At 69.1% G+C, this 17,232-nt stretch carries 14 protein-coding genes and 2 pseudogenes; 9 read left to right on the top strand and 7 right to left on the bottom strand.

Features of this window, described 5'->3' with window-relative positions; translation table 11 throughout:
• Both A9W95_RS15155 and A9W95_RS15150 read right to left on the bottom strand, forming a co-directional pair.
• Positions 1-1,030, bottom strand: a pseudogene (locus tag A9W95_RS15155) (hypothetical protein); the annotation flags it as partial.
• Positions 1,031-1,150: 120 nt separating this feature from the next.
• Positions 1,151-3,019, bottom strand: coding sequence for a bifunctional diguanylate cyclase/phosphodiesterase (locus tag A9W95_RS15150; RefSeq protein WP_067414136.1), 1,869 nt, complete (start codon positions 3,017-3,019; stop codon positions 1,151-1,153).
• A 214-nt stretch (positions 3,020-3,233) separates the two neighbouring features.
• Here A9W95_RS15150 and A9W95_RS15145 point away from each other — a divergent pair, with 214 nt between their 5' ends.
• The 5 genes from A9W95_RS15145 (at position 3,234) to A9W95_RS26895 (ending at position 9,005) form a co-directional block, all read left to right on the top strand.
• The gene (locus A9W95_RS15145) at positions 3,234-4,028 is read left to right on the top strand and encodes an FkbM family methyltransferase (RefSeq protein WP_067414131.1); all 795 of its coding nucleotides are present in this window, start codon (positions 3,234-3,236) and stop codon (positions 4,026-4,028) included.
• Positions 4,029-4,134: 106 nt separating this feature from the next.
• Positions 4,135-5,328, top strand: a complete 1,194-nt coding sequence (locus tag A9W95_RS15140; protein WP_067414129.1) for an NAD(P)/FAD-dependent oxidoreductase — start codon at positions 4,135-4,137, stop codon at positions 5,326-5,328.
• Positions 5,325-6,224, top strand: coding sequence for an RNA polymerase sigma-70 factor (locus A9W95_RS15135; RefSeq protein WP_067414128.1), 900 nt, complete (start codon positions 5,325-5,327; stop codon positions 6,222-6,224). Before A9W95_RS15140 ends, A9W95_RS15135 begins: the two co-directional genes overlap by 4 nt.
• 45 nt (positions 6,225-6,269) lie before the next feature.
• Positions 6,270-7,523: an aminodeoxychorismate synthase component I gene (locus tag A9W95_RS15130; RefSeq protein ID WP_067414123.1), complete on the top strand. Its 1,254-nt coding sequence runs from the start codon at positions 6,270-6,272 to the stop codon at positions 7,521-7,523.
• Positions 7,524-7,652: 129 nt separating this feature from the next.
• Entirely contained in the window at positions 7,653-9,005 is a 1,353-nt protein-coding gene (locus tag A9W95_RS26895; RefSeq protein ID WP_067414121.1) for a hypothetical protein, read from the top strand.
• Positions 9,006-9,009: 4 nt separating this feature from the next.
• Here A9W95_RS26895 and rsmI read toward each other — a convergent pair whose 3' ends face one another.
• Complete coding sequence (rsmI, locus tag A9W95_RS15120) at positions 9,010-9,864, bottom strand: 16S rRNA (cytidine(1402)-2'-O)-methyltransferase (RefSeq protein ID WP_067414120.1); 855 nt, start codon at positions 9,862-9,864, stop codon at positions 9,010-9,012.
• Positions 9,865-9,888: 24 nt separating this feature from the next.
• Between rsmI and A9W95_RS15115 the strand changes: the two genes are divergently transcribed.
• Both A9W95_RS15115 and A9W95_RS15110 read left to right on the top strand, forming a co-directional pair.
• Complete coding sequence (locus A9W95_RS15115) at positions 9,889-11,445, top strand: dolichyl-phosphate-mannose--protein mannosyltransferase (RefSeq protein WP_067414117.1); 1,557 nt, start codon at positions 9,889-9,891, stop codon at positions 11,443-11,445.
• Between the two features lie 100 nt (positions 11,446-11,545).
• Complete coding sequence (locus A9W95_RS15110; protein ID WP_067414115.1) at positions 11,546-12,400, top strand: hypothetical protein; 855 nt, start codon at positions 11,546-11,548, stop codon at positions 12,398-12,400.
• A gap of 38 nt (positions 12,401-12,438) precedes the next feature.
• On the opposite strand, the gene arcA is transcribed toward A9W95_RS15110, so the two are convergent.
• Positions 12,439-13,644: an arginine deiminase gene (gene arcA, locus A9W95_RS15105; RefSeq protein WP_371328077.1), complete on the bottom strand. Its 1,206-nt coding sequence runs from the start codon at positions 13,642-13,644 to the stop codon at positions 12,439-12,441.
• Positions 13,645-13,721: 77 nt separating this feature from the next.
• Here arcA and A9W95_RS15100 point away from each other — a divergent pair, with 77 nt between their 5' ends.
• Complete coding sequence (locus A9W95_RS15100; RefSeq protein WP_216638171.1) at positions 13,722-14,318, top strand: alpha-ketoglutarate-dependent dioxygenase AlkB; 597 nt, start codon at positions 13,722-13,724, stop codon at positions 14,316-14,318.
• On the opposite strand, the gene A9W95_RS15095 is transcribed toward A9W95_RS15100, so the two are convergent.
• Genes A9W95_RS15095 through A9W95_RS15085 form a run of 3 tightly spaced genes read right to left on the bottom strand, consistent with a single transcriptional unit; the run spans position 14,315 to position 16,675 of the window.
• A complete protein-coding gene (locus A9W95_RS15095; protein WP_067414144.1) occupies positions 14,315-14,971 on the bottom strand; it encodes a DUF5642 family protein in 657 nt (218 codons plus the stop codon). The two genes, A9W95_RS15100 and A9W95_RS15095, sit on opposite strands and share 4 nt — an antisense overlap.
• 20 nt (positions 14,972-14,991) lie before the next feature.
• Positions 14,992-15,678, bottom strand: a complete 687-nt coding sequence (locus tag A9W95_RS15090; RefSeq protein WP_067414103.1) for a DUF5642 family protein — start codon at positions 15,676-15,678, stop codon at positions 14,992-14,994.
• Between the two features lie 52 nt (positions 15,679-15,730).
• The gene (locus A9W95_RS15085) at positions 15,731-16,675 is read right to left on the bottom strand and encodes a GNAT family N-acetyltransferase (protein WP_156746221.1); all 945 of its coding nucleotides are present in this window, start codon (positions 16,673-16,675) and stop codon (positions 15,731-15,733) included.
• 175 nt (positions 16,676-16,850) lie between these two features.
• Here A9W95_RS15085 and A9W95_RS15080 point away from each other — a divergent pair.
• Positions 16,851-17,232 (top strand): annotated as a pseudogene (locus A9W95_RS15080) (SAM-dependent methyltransferase); the annotation flags it as partial.

The following is a 17,232-nucleotide window of genomic DNA, read 5'->3' as shown; positions in this document are numbered from 1 at the left end:
ACACGTGATAGCGGATGACGTCGTGCAGTCCCTTCTGGTAGTAGTCCTGCGCCGTTGTGCCGCTGGGCAACTCGCACCATTCGGTGATGACCGGCGCCACGGCCAGCCGCTGGCGCAGCGCGGCGATCAGCGGATCGCGGGTCTGCACATAGTGCGAGGTGTTGGTCTCCGCCCAGGTCGGCAGCGGCGAGTAGACACCCAGGCAGTCGGAGCGAATGCCCACCGGTGCGACCGATCTCTTCGTGACGTCGTCGGCCAGCAGTTCCCGCACGATCTCGGGGTTGTTCGGCGTCACCACCAGTTGGGTGTGCGGGAACGCGTCGACGTTGGCGCTGACCAACCGCCGAATCGACGCGGTGGTGATGTTCTGATCGCGGAACTGGCTGTAATAGCCCAGTGCCGCAGTGCTTTCCTCGGGTGCTGGGCCGGGTGCGCCCAGCGCGTCGCGCAGATAGGCGACGTGATTCTCGCTGAAGTCACCGTAACCGGAGAATTCGAACACACTGAGCCGTTCGTCCCCGTCGTAGCGGCGTCCCAATGCGGCCAGCAGCTGGGAGAAGTCGTCGAGATAGGTCGGGTCGTTGAAGTTGGGCACCACTTGGGTAACGCCGGGCGCGGGTCCGCTCGACGGCCCGGGATAGCTCCTGCTGGTGCCGGGTCGGGCGCGTTCCCAATCCGGAATCGCCAGGTTGGTGTTGTTCGGGTACGACGCGTTGCAGCAGGAGTTGTAGGCGTAAATCCGCAACGTCAATCGCATCCCGCGTTCGGCCAATTTGGTCAGGGTGTCGTCGATGACGCTGAAGTCGTATTTGCGATCGTCGGGTGCGTCCGGGGGTAGGGTGGCCGGGTCGGTGGGCTGCAATTGGCGCCAGGACACCCGCAAGCTGGCGTCGTAGGACGCCGGCCAAGCCGGGTAGCGCTGCTGAGTCGGCTGTCCTTGGGGAAACAACGGCTGCAGCAGGTCTTCGTACTGGCCGCGCAGCGGGTTCGGAATTTCCTGCGCGGCCGCGGGAATCGCCGGACTGGCCATCGCGGTCAGCGGACTGGTCGCCTCGTGGCTGCTTCGGCAGGCGGCGACGACCAGGACGACACACGCCGCGCACGCAAGCAGAACCCGCGCCTTCTTCTTAATCGTTCGGACCATTCTGTGCTAGATAGCGCCGAGCGTCAGCGCCTCGCGGTCGGCGAGGAACGGCATCGGCATCCAGCGCGCGGACAGCAACGCCTCCATGGCATTGCCGGGAACCGGCCGGGACAGCAGGAATCCCTGCGCCCGGTGGCAACCGTGTTGCATCAAAGTCAGTGCCGCGGTCGGGGTTTCCACACCTTCGGCGACCAATTGCAGGCCGAAAGCCTCGGCCAGGCCGATGATAGCGCGCACGATCGCCAGGTCGCCGGCGTTGGTGCCCAAGTCACGCACGAACCCGGTGTCGATCTTGAGCATGTCGACGGGAAGGGACTTCAGGTGCGACAGCACCGCGTAGCCGGTGCCGAAGTCGTCGATCGCGATCTGAACCCCGACCTCCTTGAGCTCGGCCAGCGTTTTACGGGTGGTTTCGATGTCGTGCACCACTGCCCGCTCGGTGATCTCCAGGCACACCGAGCCGCCGTCGATGCCGAACTCTTCGATGGTGTCGGCGACGCTGCGGACGAACCCCCGCGTGATCAACTGCACCGGAGAGACATTGATGCGCAGGATCGCGCTTTGACCGACGCCGTTGGCGCGCCAGCGGGCGAATTCAGAACAGGCAGCGCGCATCACCCACCGACCGAGCTCACCGGCCAGGTTCGTCGACTCCGCCACCCCGATGAACGAATCGGGCAGCAACAGACCCCAGATGGGGTGTCGCCAACGCACCAGCGCCTCGGCGGCCACGATGGCGCCGGTCCACAGGTCGACCTCGGGCAGGTAGTGCAGCAGCAGCGCCTCACTGTCGATATCACCCTGCAGGTGCAACTCGATGTCGTTGCGGAAGGCGCTCTTCAGCGACATGTCGTCGGTGGACAGCGCGACCTGGTTGCCGCCCGCACGCTTGGCGGTCAGCACCGCCTCGTCGGCGCGGCGCAGGAGGTCGGTGCTGTTGTCGCGGCCCGGCATGCCCACGGCCAGACCGATGCTCACCGTGCGGGTGATCTGGTGACCGCCGATGGCCAGTCGCTCGCGCAGCATGGCGCCGAGCCGGCGGGCGAATGCTTCCGCGGCGCCGGCCGACATCGTCTGTTCCGGAATGACGACGAACTCATCACCCCCCAGACGCGCGATCATGCTCTGGCTGCCGGCGCACACCCGGAGTCGCTGCGCGAACACCCGGATGAACCAGTCGCCGGCGGTGTGGCCCATGTAGTCGTTGATCGACTTGAGCCGGTCGAGGTCCATGTACAGCACGGCGACGGGTCCCGGGTTACCCGCCGACAAGCGGTCCGACAGGTGCGCAACCAACGCCCGACGGTTGTACAAACCCGTCAGGTCGTCATGCTCGGCGAGGTACCGCAGCTTCTCTTCGGCGGAGATCCGCGCTTGCAATTGGGCGAACAGCGCGGCGACCGCCTCGAGCGTATTGATCTGCTCTTGCTTCCACTTTCGCGCGCCATACTTCACAAAGCCCAGCACCCCGGTGGTCATCTCCCCCGACACCAGCGGCGCGGCCGCCACCGACGGCGACGCCGCCTGCTTGGTGCCACCGATCAGCCGTTGCAGGGCGCGGGCGCCGCCCTGATCGGGCCGGATCACGACCGGCTTGCGGCCGTGTTCGCATTGTGCGAGAACCGGGTCGGCGCTGGTGAAGTGCACGACGGCTTGCGGGTCCGGATCGGGGACGTCGGTGCGGGGAGGCCATTCGGCGACCAGCACCGAGGCGCGGATGTCGTGATCGTGGTGGCGCAGGAAACTGGCGTCGAGGTCGAACTGCTCGACCAGTTGCGCGAGCACCCGTTCACTGACCCGCGTTGCGGTGGACGCCGTGGCCTCCATGAGCTGGGTGGCTACCGAGGTCACGACCAGGTCTAGGCTGCGTGGCAACGGAGACCTCCGGTGTGTACACGTGTCCCAAGTGGGCAACAGCCCAATTATGGCTCCTGGCCGAGTCGACGAACGGGCTGGCGAGCCGCTCTCTCCGGCGCAGGTCACGCACTGATAGTTAGATGAGACTAACATGCGCCCGGTTGCCCGGTCGGGCACGTAACTGGGTGCCGAGCGCAATTCCGTCACAGCACCGCATGGGAGGCCGCAGCAAATGCCACTCGCCCGCTCGGCTAAACGAATGCTGGCCCCGGCGGCCAAAGCCGTCGCGCCAAAACTCTTCTGGCGGCGCAAGTACCGGATTTTGCAGCGCCTGGGCGAATCACGCGCGGACGTGCAACTCGTCCGAGCGCTGTGCGACCCCAACCGAGTGTCGGTGGACATCGGTGCCGACGTCGGCGAGTTCTCCATCGCGATGCTTTCCTCATCGCGGTCGGTGGTGGCCTTCGAGCCGCGCCCGGCCCAGGCGCGCGAACTGACGGCGATGTTCACCGCCGTCGGCGCGCCGGTGCGCGTCGAGTCGGTGGCGCTGTCCGACCAGCCGGGCGTGACGACGATGCGGGTCTACGAATCCGACCCAGGCCGCAGCACCATCGACAGCGACAACGTCCTGAGCGATGCCGGCGGCGGATCGGTCGCCACCATCGAGGTGCCGGTGTGCCGCCTCGACGATCTGCGCTTGGACGACGTCGGCCTGGTCAAGATCGACGTGGAAGGCCATGAGCTTGCCGTGCTGCGCGGCGCCACCGACACCCTGAGCCGCAACCGGCCGGCCATCGTCGTGGAAGCCGAAGAACGCCACCACCCCAACGCCGTCGCCGACATCACCGCCAGGTTGAGCGCCCTGGGATACGCCGGTTACTTCGACGTCGCCGGCCAACGCCGACCCGTCGAGGAGTTCGACCCCGCCCGACATCAGAACCCGGCGAACATCGCCGGGGCCCAAGACGACTGGGCGGCGCGCGGGGTGTACGTCAACAATTTCGTTTTCCTACCGGAGCGCGCCTGACGATTCGCACGTGAGACAGCTCACATTACCCGCCCGTATTGTCACGCCTGGCGGTTCTGCGGTGTCTCAAGGGCGTAACTGGCAACCGCAAGAACAGGAGACACCGATGTCTGACCTTCCCGAGCTGGCCAAAACCCGGACGCACGTCGTCGTCATCGGCGGCGGGTACGCCGGCACCCTCGCCGCCAACCACCTGCGGGTGCGCGACGACGTGGACGTCACCCTGGTCAATTCCCGTTCGGTGTTCGTCGAACGCATTCGCCTGCACCAGCTGGCCGCCGGTACTGCCGCCGCCACCGTCGACTACGGGTCGCTGCTCGCCGAGGGTGTGCAACTGGTGGTCGACACCGTGGACCGCATCGACGCCGCCGACCGGCGGGTGACGCTGAGTTCGAGTGCTCAGCTGAACTACGACTACCTCATCTACGCGGTCGGCAGCACCGCCGGAATGCCCGCGGTGCCCGGCGCGGCCGATTACGCCCACTCCGTGGCCGATCTGGAAAGCGCCAAGCGACTGGGTTACCTGCTGGCCGACCAAGCCCCCGACGCCCCCGTCACCGTGGTCGGCGCCGGCCTGACCGGTATCGAAGCGGCGTCCGAACTGGCCGAGCAGGGCCGCCGGGTGACCATGGTGTGCGGCGGGGTGCTGGGCCCGTCATTGAGCCCGCGCGGCCGCCGTTCGGTGGCCAAGGCGCTGCGCAAGCTGGGCGTGCGGGTGCTCGAGCCGCTCGCGGTCACCGAGGTGCGGTGGGACTCGGTGGTGCTGAGCGACGGCACCGTCGTGCCCAGCGCGGCCACGGTATGGACGGCGGGCTTCGGGGTGCCGGACCTGGCGACGCGCAGCGGTCTGCGCACCGACGCCCTGGGCCGGTTGCTCACCGACGAGACGCTGACCAGCATCAGCGACGACCGCATCGTCGCCGCCGGTGACGCCGCCGCGCCGTCGGGGCAGCCGCTGCGCATGAGCTGCCAGGCCGCCGGGCCGCTGGGCGCCCAGGCCGCCAATACCGTGCTCAGCCGCATCGCCGGCGAAACCCCCGCAGCGCTCAGCCAGGCGTTCGTCGGACAGTGCATCAGCCTCGGCCGCACTCGCGCCACGCTGCAGCTCTCGCACACCGACGACAGCCCGATCAACCTGGCGCTGGGCGGGCGCAGCGTGGCCAGCCTCAAGGAAGCCATCTGCAAGGGCACGGTGTGGGCGATGCGCCGCGAAGCCGCCAAGCCCGGCTCGTACCTCTGGCTCAAGGGAGGCAAGCGGTCCGCGCAGCTGGCGGCCGACGAGGCGGTCGCGCTGCGATGACCACGGTCGGCGACGAACACGCGCAACGCTTCACCCTGTTGCGCCCGTTGCTGTTCACCATCGCCTACGAAATACTCGGCTCCACCACCGAAGCCGACGACGTGCTGCAGGACAGCTACTTGCGGTGGGCTGCCGTCGACCTGGCCGGCGTGCGCGACACCAAGTCCTACCTCGCCCAACTGGTCACCCGGCAGGCGCTCAACGCGCTGCGAGCCGACGCCCGCCGGCGCGAGGAGTACGTGGGACCGTGGCTGCCCGAGCCGTTGCTGCTCGACGAGCAGGACGCGTCGGCGGACGTGGTGCTGGCCGAATCGGTTTCGATGGCGATGTTGGTGCTGCTGGAAACGCTGAGCCCGGACGAGCGAGCGGTGTTCGTGCTGCGGGAAGTGTTCGGCTTCGACTACGGCGAGATCGCGGAGGCGGTGGGCAAACCGGTGCCGACGGTGCGACAGGTGGCCCACCGCGCCCGCGAACACGTCCAGGCCCGGCGCAAGAGGTTCGACAACGTCGACCCCCAACGCAACGCGCAGATCACCGCGCAGTTCCTGGCCACCGCGGCCAGCGGCGACGTGGAAGCGCTGATGACGATGCTGGCCCCGGATGCCACCTGGACCGCCGACAGCGGTGGTAAGGCGACGGCGGCGCGCAAGCCGGTGGTCGGTGCGCTGCGGGTGGCCCGCGCCATCGCCGGACTGATGCGCAAGACCGACGGACGGCTGCACGTGCGGATGGTGACCTGCAACAGCGCCCCGGCGGTGGTGTTGTACCTCGACGACAAACTCGAAGGTGTCATCACCTTCGAGATCGCCGAGGACAAGATCACCAACTTCTACGTCACCCGCAATCCGGAAAAGCTGACGGCGCTGGCTTACGCCCGCGCGATCAGCCGCGGCTGAGCCGGCTCATGCTGCGAAAGTCCGCCGTTCTGTCAAGCTAGGGCGGTGCGAATCGACCGGCTCGGCGACTTGGGCGCGGCCCCCCAGGCGTTGCGCGCGATCGGTCGTGCCACCCGGCGGCTGGGGTTGCCGCCGCCCGCCGCGCTGACCGGCGAGTGGTTCGATTCGCTGGCGGTGATCGCCCCCAGCGTGCTGGTGCAGCCGGTGCGCCCCGCCGAGGCCTTCGCGGTGCGGCCCGGCGCCGGGGCCGACGGCGCGGTGGGTGGCGGCTGGGTCGGCTACCTGTCCTATCCGGACCCGGCCGCCGACGAAGCTCCCCATCGCATCCCCGAGGCCGCGGGCGGGTGGACCGACTGCGTGCTGCGCCGCGACCGGCACGGCCAATGGTGGTACGAGAGCCTGACCGGCGCGCCGATGCCGCAGTGGCTGGCCGACGCGCTGGCCATGGGCACGGCGCCCCGGCCCGCCTCGAGCTGCCACATCGACTGGGCGCCCGCCGACCGGGCGACCCACCGCGCCGGGGTGTTGGCCTGCTTGGCGGCGATCGGCGCCGGCGAGGTGTATCAGGCCTGTGTCTGCACCCAGTTCACCGGCACGGTCGCCGGCTCGCCGCTGGACTTCTTCGCCGACGGCGTCGCCCGCACCGCGCCGGCTCGCGCCGCCTATGTCGCCGGCCGGTGGGGCGCCGTGGCGTCGCTGTCGCCGGAGCTCTTTCTGCGCCGCCGGGGGTCCACCGTCACCTCCAGCCCGATCAAAGGCACCTTGCCGCTGGACGCCTGGCCCTCAGCGCTGCGGGCCTCCCCCAAAGAGGTCGCCGAGAACATCATGATCGTCGACCTGGTCCGCAACGACCTGGGCCGGGTGGCGGTCACCGGGTCGGTGACCGTGCCCGAGCTGCTGGTGGTGCGCCGGGCGCCCGGCGTCTGGCATCTGGTGTCGACGGTGTGCGCGCAGGTTCCCGCCGAATTACCGACGTCGGCGCTGCTGGACGCCGCCTTCCCCCCTGCGTCGGTGACCGGGACTCCCAAACTGCGAGCCCGCCAACTGATTTCGCAATGGGAACAGCGCCGACGCGGGATATATTGCGGCACAGTGGGATTCGCATCGCCAGTGGCAGGGTGTGAGCTCAACGTGGCAATCCGGACCGTCGAATTCGACGCGGCGGGCAACGCCGTGCTGGGCGTAGGCGGCGGCATCACCGCCGATTCCGACCCGGCCGCCGAGTGGGAAGAATGCCTGCATAAGGCCGCCCCGATCGTCGGAATGCCGGCTTCGGCGAGTGCTACCCGGGTCGGTTAGTCAGCAAATCGACGACCGCCAAGCCGTCGGGGGAGTTTCGCATTACGCCGACATAACAGACCGGCTACGCCTAGACTGAGCCATCGATCCATGTCGTTCGGTGGGTCGAATCGGTAGAGGAGATCGGTCATGAGAATCGCTGTTGCCGGCGCTGCGGCCGCGGCCGTTTTGGGTGGAGCGCTGGCGGTTGCCCCGTTGACGGTCTCTACGCCCACGCGCATCGCCGGGGGAACCTGCAACGCTGGTCAGCAATGCGATCGCCTCTCGTCGGTCCTGATGCCGAATCCGACGCAGGCGGGCAAGCCGAGTCAGGCTCCCGCGGTCGGACCGGACCAAATCGCGCGGTCCGCAGCGCAGCCCAACCCGGTGCCCCCACCGGCGGCGCCGGCCGCCGCCGTTGCGCTGCCCGGCAACGGCTCGGCCACACCGGTCAGCCCGGGAATCGCCTCGCTGCCCAATGCCGGAGCGGCCGGCCCGCCCAGCGCCGCGCTGGCGCCGCCGCCTGGGGTTCCTGACGTCGGCATCCCCGGTCTGGGCATTCCCGGCGTCGGCGTCCCGGGTCTCGGCATCCCCGGAATCGGATATCCCGGCCTGCCGGATCTCGGGGGCCTCGCCAACGGCGCGAGCGCGGTGAACACCGCCTACGCGGTGGTCAACGGCGTGCTGGGCATCGGCAACACCGTGGCCGGCGTGGCGAGCACCAGTGCGCTGGCCGTCACCTACGTGGTATTGGCCTACAACGCGCTGCAGCAATCGGGCATCTTGCCCGCTCTCGGTGGCGCCGGCACCTCGGTGGCCAACATGCTGCTGCCCGGCGCTGGTCTGCCCGCGGTGGGTCTGCCGGCGTTGGCGTTGCCCGGCCTGCCCGGTATCCCGGGCATTTCGCCGGCCGGGATGATCGGACTGGCGGCCGCCGGCGGTCTGCCGGGGCTGAGCCTGCCGGGTCTGCCCGGGGTGTCGCCGACCAGCCTGGCGTCCCTCGCGGCGACCGGCCTTCCGGGTCTGCCGGGTGTTTCGCCGACGGACCTGCTGGCCTTGGCCGCCGGTGGGGTGCCGCAACTGGCAGCCGTGCTGCCGGCCCTGCAGGCCGGTCTGCCCGCGGGCCTGCCGGCGTTGCCGGGGATAGACCCCGCGATGCTGGCCGCCGCGCTGCCCGCACTGGCCGCAGCCGGTGGCCTCCCCGGCGGCTTGCCGGCGCTGCCGGGTGTCGACCCGGGCATGGTCGCCGCGGCGCTGCCCGCCCTGGCGGCCGCAGCCGGCGGCGGTCTACCCGCCGCTATCCCCGCGGGCTTGCCCGCGCTGCCGCCCGTCGATCCCGCGGCGGTGGCCGCGGCGCTGCCCGCACTGGCGGCCGCAGCCGGGATTCCGACCAGCCTGCCGCAGGGGCTTCCGCCGCTACCGGCGCTGCCGGGTCCCCCGCCGCTGCCGCCGGCGCCGCACCTGTGCTTGCCGGGCTCGGTCATCCCGATCTGCACGCCCTGACCGGTCAGGGAGCTTGCAGCTCTGCCTCTCGGCGGGCCAGCATCACGGCGTCATAAAGCTGGCGTGATCGCACGCCCTCGTTGGCCCCGGCCACTTCGCTGCAGGCGTCCTTGACGCGGATCCCCGCGGTGACCAGCTTCTCCACCTCGGCGACCAGCGCGGGCACGTCGGCCCGTGCGGTGGCACCGGCCAGCACCACGGTGATCTCGCCGAGGACCCCGTCCTCGGCCCAGGCCGAAAGCTCCTCGAGCGAACCGCGCACTACCTCCTCGTGCACCTTGGTCAACTCGCGGCAGACCGCCGCCCGACGTTCGCCGCCCAGCTCCGCCACGGCGTCGCGTAGACATGCCGCCAACCGGCGCGGCGATTCGAAGAAGACGCAGGTGCGCTGCTCGTCGGCCAAGGAGGCCAGCCAGGTGCGCCGGGCCGCTCCGCGGCGCGGCGCGAACCCTTCGAAGCAGAACTTCTCCGACGGCAGACCCGACAGGACCAGCGCCGTCGTCACCGCCGACGGTCCGGGCAGGCAGGTGACCGGCAATCCGGCGTCGACGCAGGCGGCGACCAGCCGGTAGCCGGGATCGCTGATCACCGGCATCCCCGCGTCGCTGACCACCAGCACCGTCGCGCCGGCCTCGATCGCCTCGACCAAGGCCCCAGTCCGCAACGCCTCCACCCGGTCGAACAGGCTGACCACCCGTCCCCCAATCTGCACGTCGAGCGCCTTGGCCAGGTTGCGCACTCGGCGGGTGTCCTCGGCGGCCACCACGTCGGCGTGGGCCAGCGCGTCGACCAGACGCGGCGAGGCGTCCGACGGCTGGCCCAACGGGGTCGCGGCGAGCAACAGGCGCCCAGAAGTCATGACCGACAGCCTACGATCGACGTGATGACCGCCCCGCCGCACGAAGCCGCCGTCCTGGGCGAGCAGCGCGAGGCACCCGTCGTCAGCCCGGGACCGCTGCTGCCCGTCGCCGACTTCGGGCCGGTCGACCGGCTGCGCGGCTGGGTCGCGACGGCCGTCATCACCCTGCTGGCCGCGATCACCCGTTTCCTGAACCTCGGCTCACCCACCGACAACGGCACCCCGATCTTCGACGAAAAGCACTACGCGCCGCAGGCCTGGCAGGTGCTGCACAACCACGGCATCGAGGACAACCCGGGCTTCGGGTTGGTGGTGCACCCGCCGGCGGGCAAGCAGCTGATCGCCGTCGGTGAGGCGCTGTTCGGTTACACCGGAGTGGGTTGGCGGTTCACCGGTGCGCTGTTGGGCGTGGTCATGGTGGCGCTGGTGCTGCGGATTGTGCGGCGGATCAGCCGGTCCACGCTGGTCGGTGGGATCGCCGGGCTGCTGATCATCTGCGACGGGGTCAGCTTCGTGGCCGCGCGCACGGCATTGCTGGACGGCTTCCTGACGTTCTTCGTGCTGGCGGCATTCGGCGCACTAATCGTCGACCGCGATCAGGTCCGGCAGCGGATGCACGTCGCGGCGCAGGAGAACCGCATGGCCGAGACGGTGTGGGGTCCGCGGCTCGGGGTGCGCTGGTGGCGGTTCGGTGCCGGAGTGCTGCTGGGGTTGGCGTGCGGCACCAAGTGGTCGGGCTTGTACTTCGTAGTGTTCTTCGGCGCCATGTCCCTGGCGTTCGACGTCGCGGCGCGGCGCGCCTATCAGGCGCCCAGGCCGTGGCTGGGGGTGCTGCGCCGCGACCTCGCGCCGACCGCGTATGCGTTGGTGCTGATTCCGCTCGGGGTGTATCTGGCCAGCTATGCGGGGTGGTTCGCCTCGGAGACGGCGATCGACCGGCATCTGGTGGGCCAAGCGATCGGTCCGGACTCGGTGGTGCCGCTGCCCGACGCCATCCGGTCGCTGTGGTACTACACCGCCAATGCCTTCCATTTCCATGCGGGACTGACCAATTCGGCGGGCAACTACCACCCCTGGGAGTCCAAGCCGTGGAGCTGGCCGATGTCGTTGCGACCGGTGCTGTACGCGATCGACCAGAACAACGTGTCGGGCTGCGGCGCGCAGTCGTGCGTCAAGGCCGAGATGCTGGTGGGCACGCCGGCCATGTGGTGGATCTCGGTGCCGGTGCTGATCTACGCGGCCTGGCGGGCGTTCGTGCGTCGCGACTGGCGGTACGCGGTAGTGCTGGTGGGCTACTGCGCGGGATGGCTGCCGTGGTTCGCCGAGATCGACCGGCAGATGTACTTCTTCTACGCGGCCACCATGGCGCCGTTCCTGGTGATGGGCATTGCGCTGATCCTCGGTGACATCCTGCATCAGCCGCAACAGGGTCGGGAGCGACGCACGCTGGGGCTGATCCTGGCGAGCTGCTATGTGGCACTGGTGGTGACGAACTTCGCGTGGCTGTTCCCGGTGCTGACCGGGCTGCCGATCTCGCAGCAGACGTGGAACATGGAGATCTGGCTGCCCAGCTGGCGCTGATATCGCCGAGATTGCCGCCACAGCTGTGGGATGCGCTCCATCCACAACCCCCACGGCAATCTGGACGCATAGGAAAGGCCGCCCGCAGCATCATCGGCGCGTGACGGTGTTTCTCGGCAGCGAAGCTCTGGCCCGCGGCGCCCTCACCCGCGGCCAATTGCGGTGGAATTACCGCCGCGTGCACCGTGATGTGTACCTGCCCAAGGACGCGCCGCAGACCCTGTGGGTCAACATTCGCGCGGCGTGGCTGTGGTCGGGCCGTCGGGGTGTGATCACCGGCCGCGCCGCCGCCGCTCTGCACGGCGCGAAGTGGATCGACGATTTCATCCCGATCGAGGTGATCGGCATGCTCCACCACCCGCCGCCCGGCGTCATCGTGCGCCGAGAGCGGATCAGTGACGACGACGTCGTTGAAGTCAACGGGCTACCGGTCACCAACCCGGTATGGACGGCGTTCGACCTGGCTCGGCATCTTCCGCGCGGCATGGCCGTGGCCCATCTCGACGCCTTGTCCGCCGCGACCGGTCTGGCGGCCGGCGACGTGGCGGAGTTGCTCGCACGCCACCGCGGCGCCCGCAATATTCGACGCTGTCGACGCGCGTTGGCGCTCATGGACGGTGGGGCACAGTCACCGAAAGAAAGCTGGTTGCGGCTGCTCGTCATGGACGCCGGACTCCCCCGCCCGGTTACTCAGATCAAAGTCACCGACGGCCATTTCGTGGCGTACCTCGATATGGGCTGGGAGGAACCGATGGTGGCGCTGGAATACGACGGTGAGCAGCATCGGACCGACCGTCGGCAATACGTCAAGGACCTTCGCCGCGGCGAGATGATCGCCGAGCTGGGCTGGCGGGTGATCAGGGTGGTCAAGGAGGATTCACCGATGTTCGTCATCCACCGGGTGCGCGACGAACTGACCCGCCGCCTTGCGCCGAGATTGCCGCCAGGGCTGTGACTCGACGGCCTATCACAACCCCTCCGGCAATCTCGGCGTCAGCGGATGGAGTCACGCGCGACCGGGCACGACATGCAGCGCGGCCCGCCCCGGCCCGTCCCCAACTCTGAGCCAGGAATGGTGAGCACTTCGATGCCCGCGTCCTGCAACCGCTCGTTGGTCTCGGTGTTGCGTTCATAGGCGACGACGACGCCGGGCGCCAACGCCAGCGTGTTGTTGCCGTCGTCCCACTGTTCGCGTTCTGCCACAACGGGATCCAGGCCGGTATGGATGACGCGCAGCTTGTCGATGCCCATCGCCTGGGCCGCCGCCTCGAGGAAGGGCGTCTCCTCGCTGATCGTCACCCCACCCGGCGTCCGCTCAATGGTGAACGCGGACAACGTGTCCACCACATTGGCGTACATCACCACGGTGTCGGTGTCGACCATCGTGCACACCGTGTCCAGATGCATCTGCGCACGGCGCTGCGCGATCGGCACCGCCAGCACCGTATGGGCCAAGGCGTCGTCGAACAGGCTGCGCGCCAACGCCTCTGCGCCGGCCGGGCTGGTCCGCTCCCCCACTCCGACCGCCAGCACACCCGGCGCCAGCAGTAACACGTCGCCACCTTCCACCGGCGCGGTGCGCGACTCGTAGGCCCGCCGCACCCCGGTGAACCGCGGGTGGTGGGCGTAGATGAGGTCGCTCAACGACGCTTCCCGCACCCGCGCGCGCATCGCCAGCGAGGGGATCACCACCCGCGGTCCGATCCAGATTGACGAGTCGCGGGTGAACACCAGATTGGGCAGCGGCTCGATGACGAAGTCCGCGCCGTGATGCATGCGCAGGACCAGCGACACCGCCGAGCGGATGTCGGGCGGCAACTCGTTGAACGTCATTCCCGCGGTCAGTACCTGAGCCAGCCGAACCGGATCCAGCCCCCGCAGGTAGGTCGAAAGCTCCTGCGCCAGCGGCAAACCCAACCGGCGAGCATCCACCGCCGCGGCCACTCCCTGCATCCGGGCGGCCCCACTGTGCTGCAGCGCCTCGGTCAACAGGTCACTCAGCAGCAGCACTTCCACCCCACGCGACCGCAACAGCTCGACGAACTGGTCGTGCTCCTCCTGCGCGCGCGTTACCCACGGCAGCCCGTCGAAAAGCAACTGGTCGTTGTTGCGGGGGGTGAGTCGGCGCAGCTCGGCACCCGGGCGGTGCAGGATGGCAACCCTTAAGGTGCCCACCTCGGAATCGGTGCTCAGCGGGATATGACGCACAGCTCAAACGGTAGCGGCTGGGCCCGCGCGCCCGCTTCATCGAACGAGTGTGCGATAAACTGGTGCGCGTGGCGATCGCGGTTCAGGGCTCGCTATTCGAGCACAACGAGCGCAGAGAGCTCGGTGACGGCGCCTTCGTCGACATCCGCTCGGGCTGGCTCGACGATTGCGACAGCCTCTTCGACGAGCTGCTGACCTGCGTGCCGTGGCGGGCCGAACGTCGTCACATGTATGACCGCGTCGTCGACGTGCCCCGGCTGGTGAGCTTTCACGATCTAGCCGTCGAGGAACCGCCGCACCCGCAGATCGCGCGGCTGCGCCGCCGGCTCAACGACATCTACGGCGGTGAACTCGGCGAGCCCTTCACCACCGTCGGGTTGTGCTGTTATCGCGACGGCTCAGACAGCGTCGCATGGCACGGTGACACCATCGGCCGCAGCAGCTCGCAGGACACCATGGTCGCCATCGTCAGCCTGGGCGCCACCCGCACCTTCGCGATGCGCCGCCGCGGCGGCGGACGGTCGTTGCGCTTCCCGATGGCCCACGGCGATCTGCTGGTGATGGGCGGATCCTGCCAACGCACGTGGGAGCATTCGGTGCCCAAGACGTCGGCGCCGGCCGGCCCGCGCATCAGCATCCAGTTCCGGCCCCGGGACGTGCGCTAGGTGCGGATCGCCGCGACCGCCTTGACCAGCAGGTCGCGGGCACGTTGAGTGTCGACTTTGGCCAGCGGCTGGTCGGGAACCACCAGCGGGTTCGCGATGACGATGACCTGGAAATCACCGAACTGGGCGGAGTAGTCGTAGAGCTCCCCGGTGCGCGCCGAGCCGTCGACGAGCGCCTGCAGCACCCGATGCACGCCTTGAGTCTGGGTCCCGTCGATGTGCGGGGCGTCGACCACTTCCAGGCCCCCGCGCAGTTGGGCGCCGACGAACGCCACCTTGGCGCAGTCCTTGCCCGGCTCGTTGAACGGCAACGCCTGCGAGGTCTCCACCGCCATCACGACGAATCGGTTGCCGTTACCCTCCGCCGAGACCGCGGCCATGTTGCCCTGGAGCCCGGGCGGCATGTCCGGCCCGACCGCGGTTTTGGCGCAGTTCGGCGGGTCGAAGCTCAACCCAGCGGGCAGCTTGCGGGCGGCGAAGAACTGCGGATCGATGGCCCGGGATGGGACGTCGGTGACCTTGAACTCCGGTCCGAAGCTCTTCTTGACGTCGACCACCTTGGCGATGTCTGCGTTGGGCGAAGCGCTTTTGGCTCCTGAGGAACAGCCGAGGACCAGGCACACCGATCCGATCGCGAGCACCGCCTTCAACACCGTGGTCACCCTACCTGTGCTCAGCTACGTAACGTCGCAACGGTTTTGACCAGCAGGTCGGCGGCGAACTGCGGTGGTAGCGGCGGCAGCATGGAGCCGGGGTCGGTGGTCACCGTGGTGAATGCGTAGTAGCCGCCCAGGTAAGCGATGAAGGTCACGGTGCGCGAGTCGATTTGGGCGCCCGACTCGACGGTGGTGCGAACCTCGGCGGTCATGCCGACGGTGTCCGCGTCGTCGATGTGCGGTGCCTCAATGAGGCTGACGTTCGCCGTCGTGTGCCGATCCGACATGGTCCACTGGCCGCAACCGGCCACGGCGTTGTGGTCCAAGGCCACCCGACCGGACAGCAGGGCGACCACCACGGCGTCGACGATCCCGCCCGCACCCGAACCCGAGACTCCCTGCGCCGACTGGTCGCGTCCACCGCCCGGGTCGGCCAGCGTCGCGCATTGCGCCGGCTTGTCTCCGGTCACCGAGGCGTCGGCGTCCAGGTTCCACACCGCACGGGGCGAGAGGCCGCTGGGGATACCCCTGGTCACCTCGTAGCCGGGCGGCAGATCACGGGACACCCGCTTGATGTTGGCGGGGTTGACCGCGGTGCCGTGCGCCGCCGGCGACGACGTGTGGGGCGCCGCAGCAGGGGGCGCGGACGGGTGGGCGCATGCGGCGACCGGCAGGGCCACCAGTGCCATCCACAACGGCCGCATCCTGCGTTGATAACACGAGATTGGGGCGCCGCCGGGGAGATTGGGCCGCGCGTCAGCCGACCGCCTCCATGACCTGCCGCGCCGCATGCCGAATCTGCTCGACCATCGGCCGGCTGAGGCTCAATTGCCGAGGGACGTCGATGATCGTGGTGATGACGCCAATGTCCTCGCGCTGCCAGACCGCGCCGTGGCGGTCCATGATGGTGCGCATCGGCAGGTTGTCCGAGAGCATCCGCGCGGAGAACCGTTCGACGCCGTCGACGCGGGCCGCCACCGCCAGGGCGTCGATCAGGAAGGTGCCGATGCCGCGGCCCTGGTAGGCGTCGGCGACGGTGAAGGCGATCTCGGCGACCGTCGGGTCGGCCTCGTCGCGAACGAAGCGGGCATCGGCCACCGGGTCGCCGCCGTCGGTCATCACCCACACGAAGTGGTCGACGTAGTCGACTTCGGCGAGGTAGTGCATGAGGCGCTCGGTGGGGACCCGGGCCGACATGAACCGCCGGTAGAGGGTCTCGCTGGAGAAGTGGACGTGGCCGTGCACGGTGCGCTCGCGGTCACCGGGGAGCACGGGGCGCAACGTCAACTCCGTGCCGTCGCGCAGGCGGACCGGAATCGGCGTGACGAAGGCGGCCAGCCGCTGGCGCACGGTGCGCAGCAGCCGATTCATGATGCCGGGGATGTGCACCATCCGCGCCAGGGCGTCGTTGTCGCCGACCCACCCGGTCAACGGCTCGATCGTGATCACCGTCGCCGTGCGCGGAATGTTGCGCAGCAGCGCGATCTCTCCCACGATCGTGCCGGGTAGTGCCTGCTCGACGATCACCACGCCGTCCTCGCCGACGTGCTTGATCTCGGCGCGCCCGGAGGAGATGAGCAGAAAGGACACCGCCTGCTCACCTTGTTGCATGAGCACCTGGCCGGGCGCAGAGCTCAGCGGCGAGACGCTGGCCGCCAACGGCAGCAGGTCCTCGACCGGGCACCCGGTGAAGATGTCCATTCCCGCGAGTTCTTCGACCCGGGCGCCGGTCAGTTCGGCCACTGCGGCCTTCCCGGGAGTCGCGTCACCGGCATTCCCATGGCCCCGCCGCCCCCGTGTTTCGTTCGCGGTCTGATTCGCCTCAGGGTATGGCGTCGGCCGCCGGCGCGGCAAGGACAGGCATTACCCTGCCGCAATGGTCACCCAACAGGATCCGATCGAGTTCACCCGAGCGTTGCTGAATCAGCCGGCGGTGTTGCGGCACGGTTTTCTCGACGTGTTGGGTGAGTCGACGAGCGCTCCGGTGCCGACGTTCGCTCAGCGCGCGATGAACAGCGCGTTCGTCGCGACCGTCTACGAACGGTTGTGGCGGCCGACCTCGTTCTACCTGGCCAGCGGTGTCACCACCGGCGCAGAGCAGCGCCGCGCCGCTGCGGCGCTGCATCTGGACCGCGCCCACAGTTTGCTCGACGTCGCCTGCGGCCCAGGCAATTTCACCAAGCCGTTGGCGGCGCAGCTGTCGGCTGACGGGTTGGCGGTGGGGTTCGACATCTCCGAACCGATGCTGATGCGGGCGG

Source organism: Mycobacterium sp. 1423905.2 (assembly GCF_001673155.1).
In the GTDB taxonomy this organism is placed as follows: Bacteria; Actinomycetota; Actinomycetes; order Mycobacteriales; family Mycobacteriaceae; genus Mycobacterium.
The sequence above is the reverse complement of the archived record's forward strand: the minus strand, read 5'-3'. Positions and strand labels throughout refer to the sequence as shown.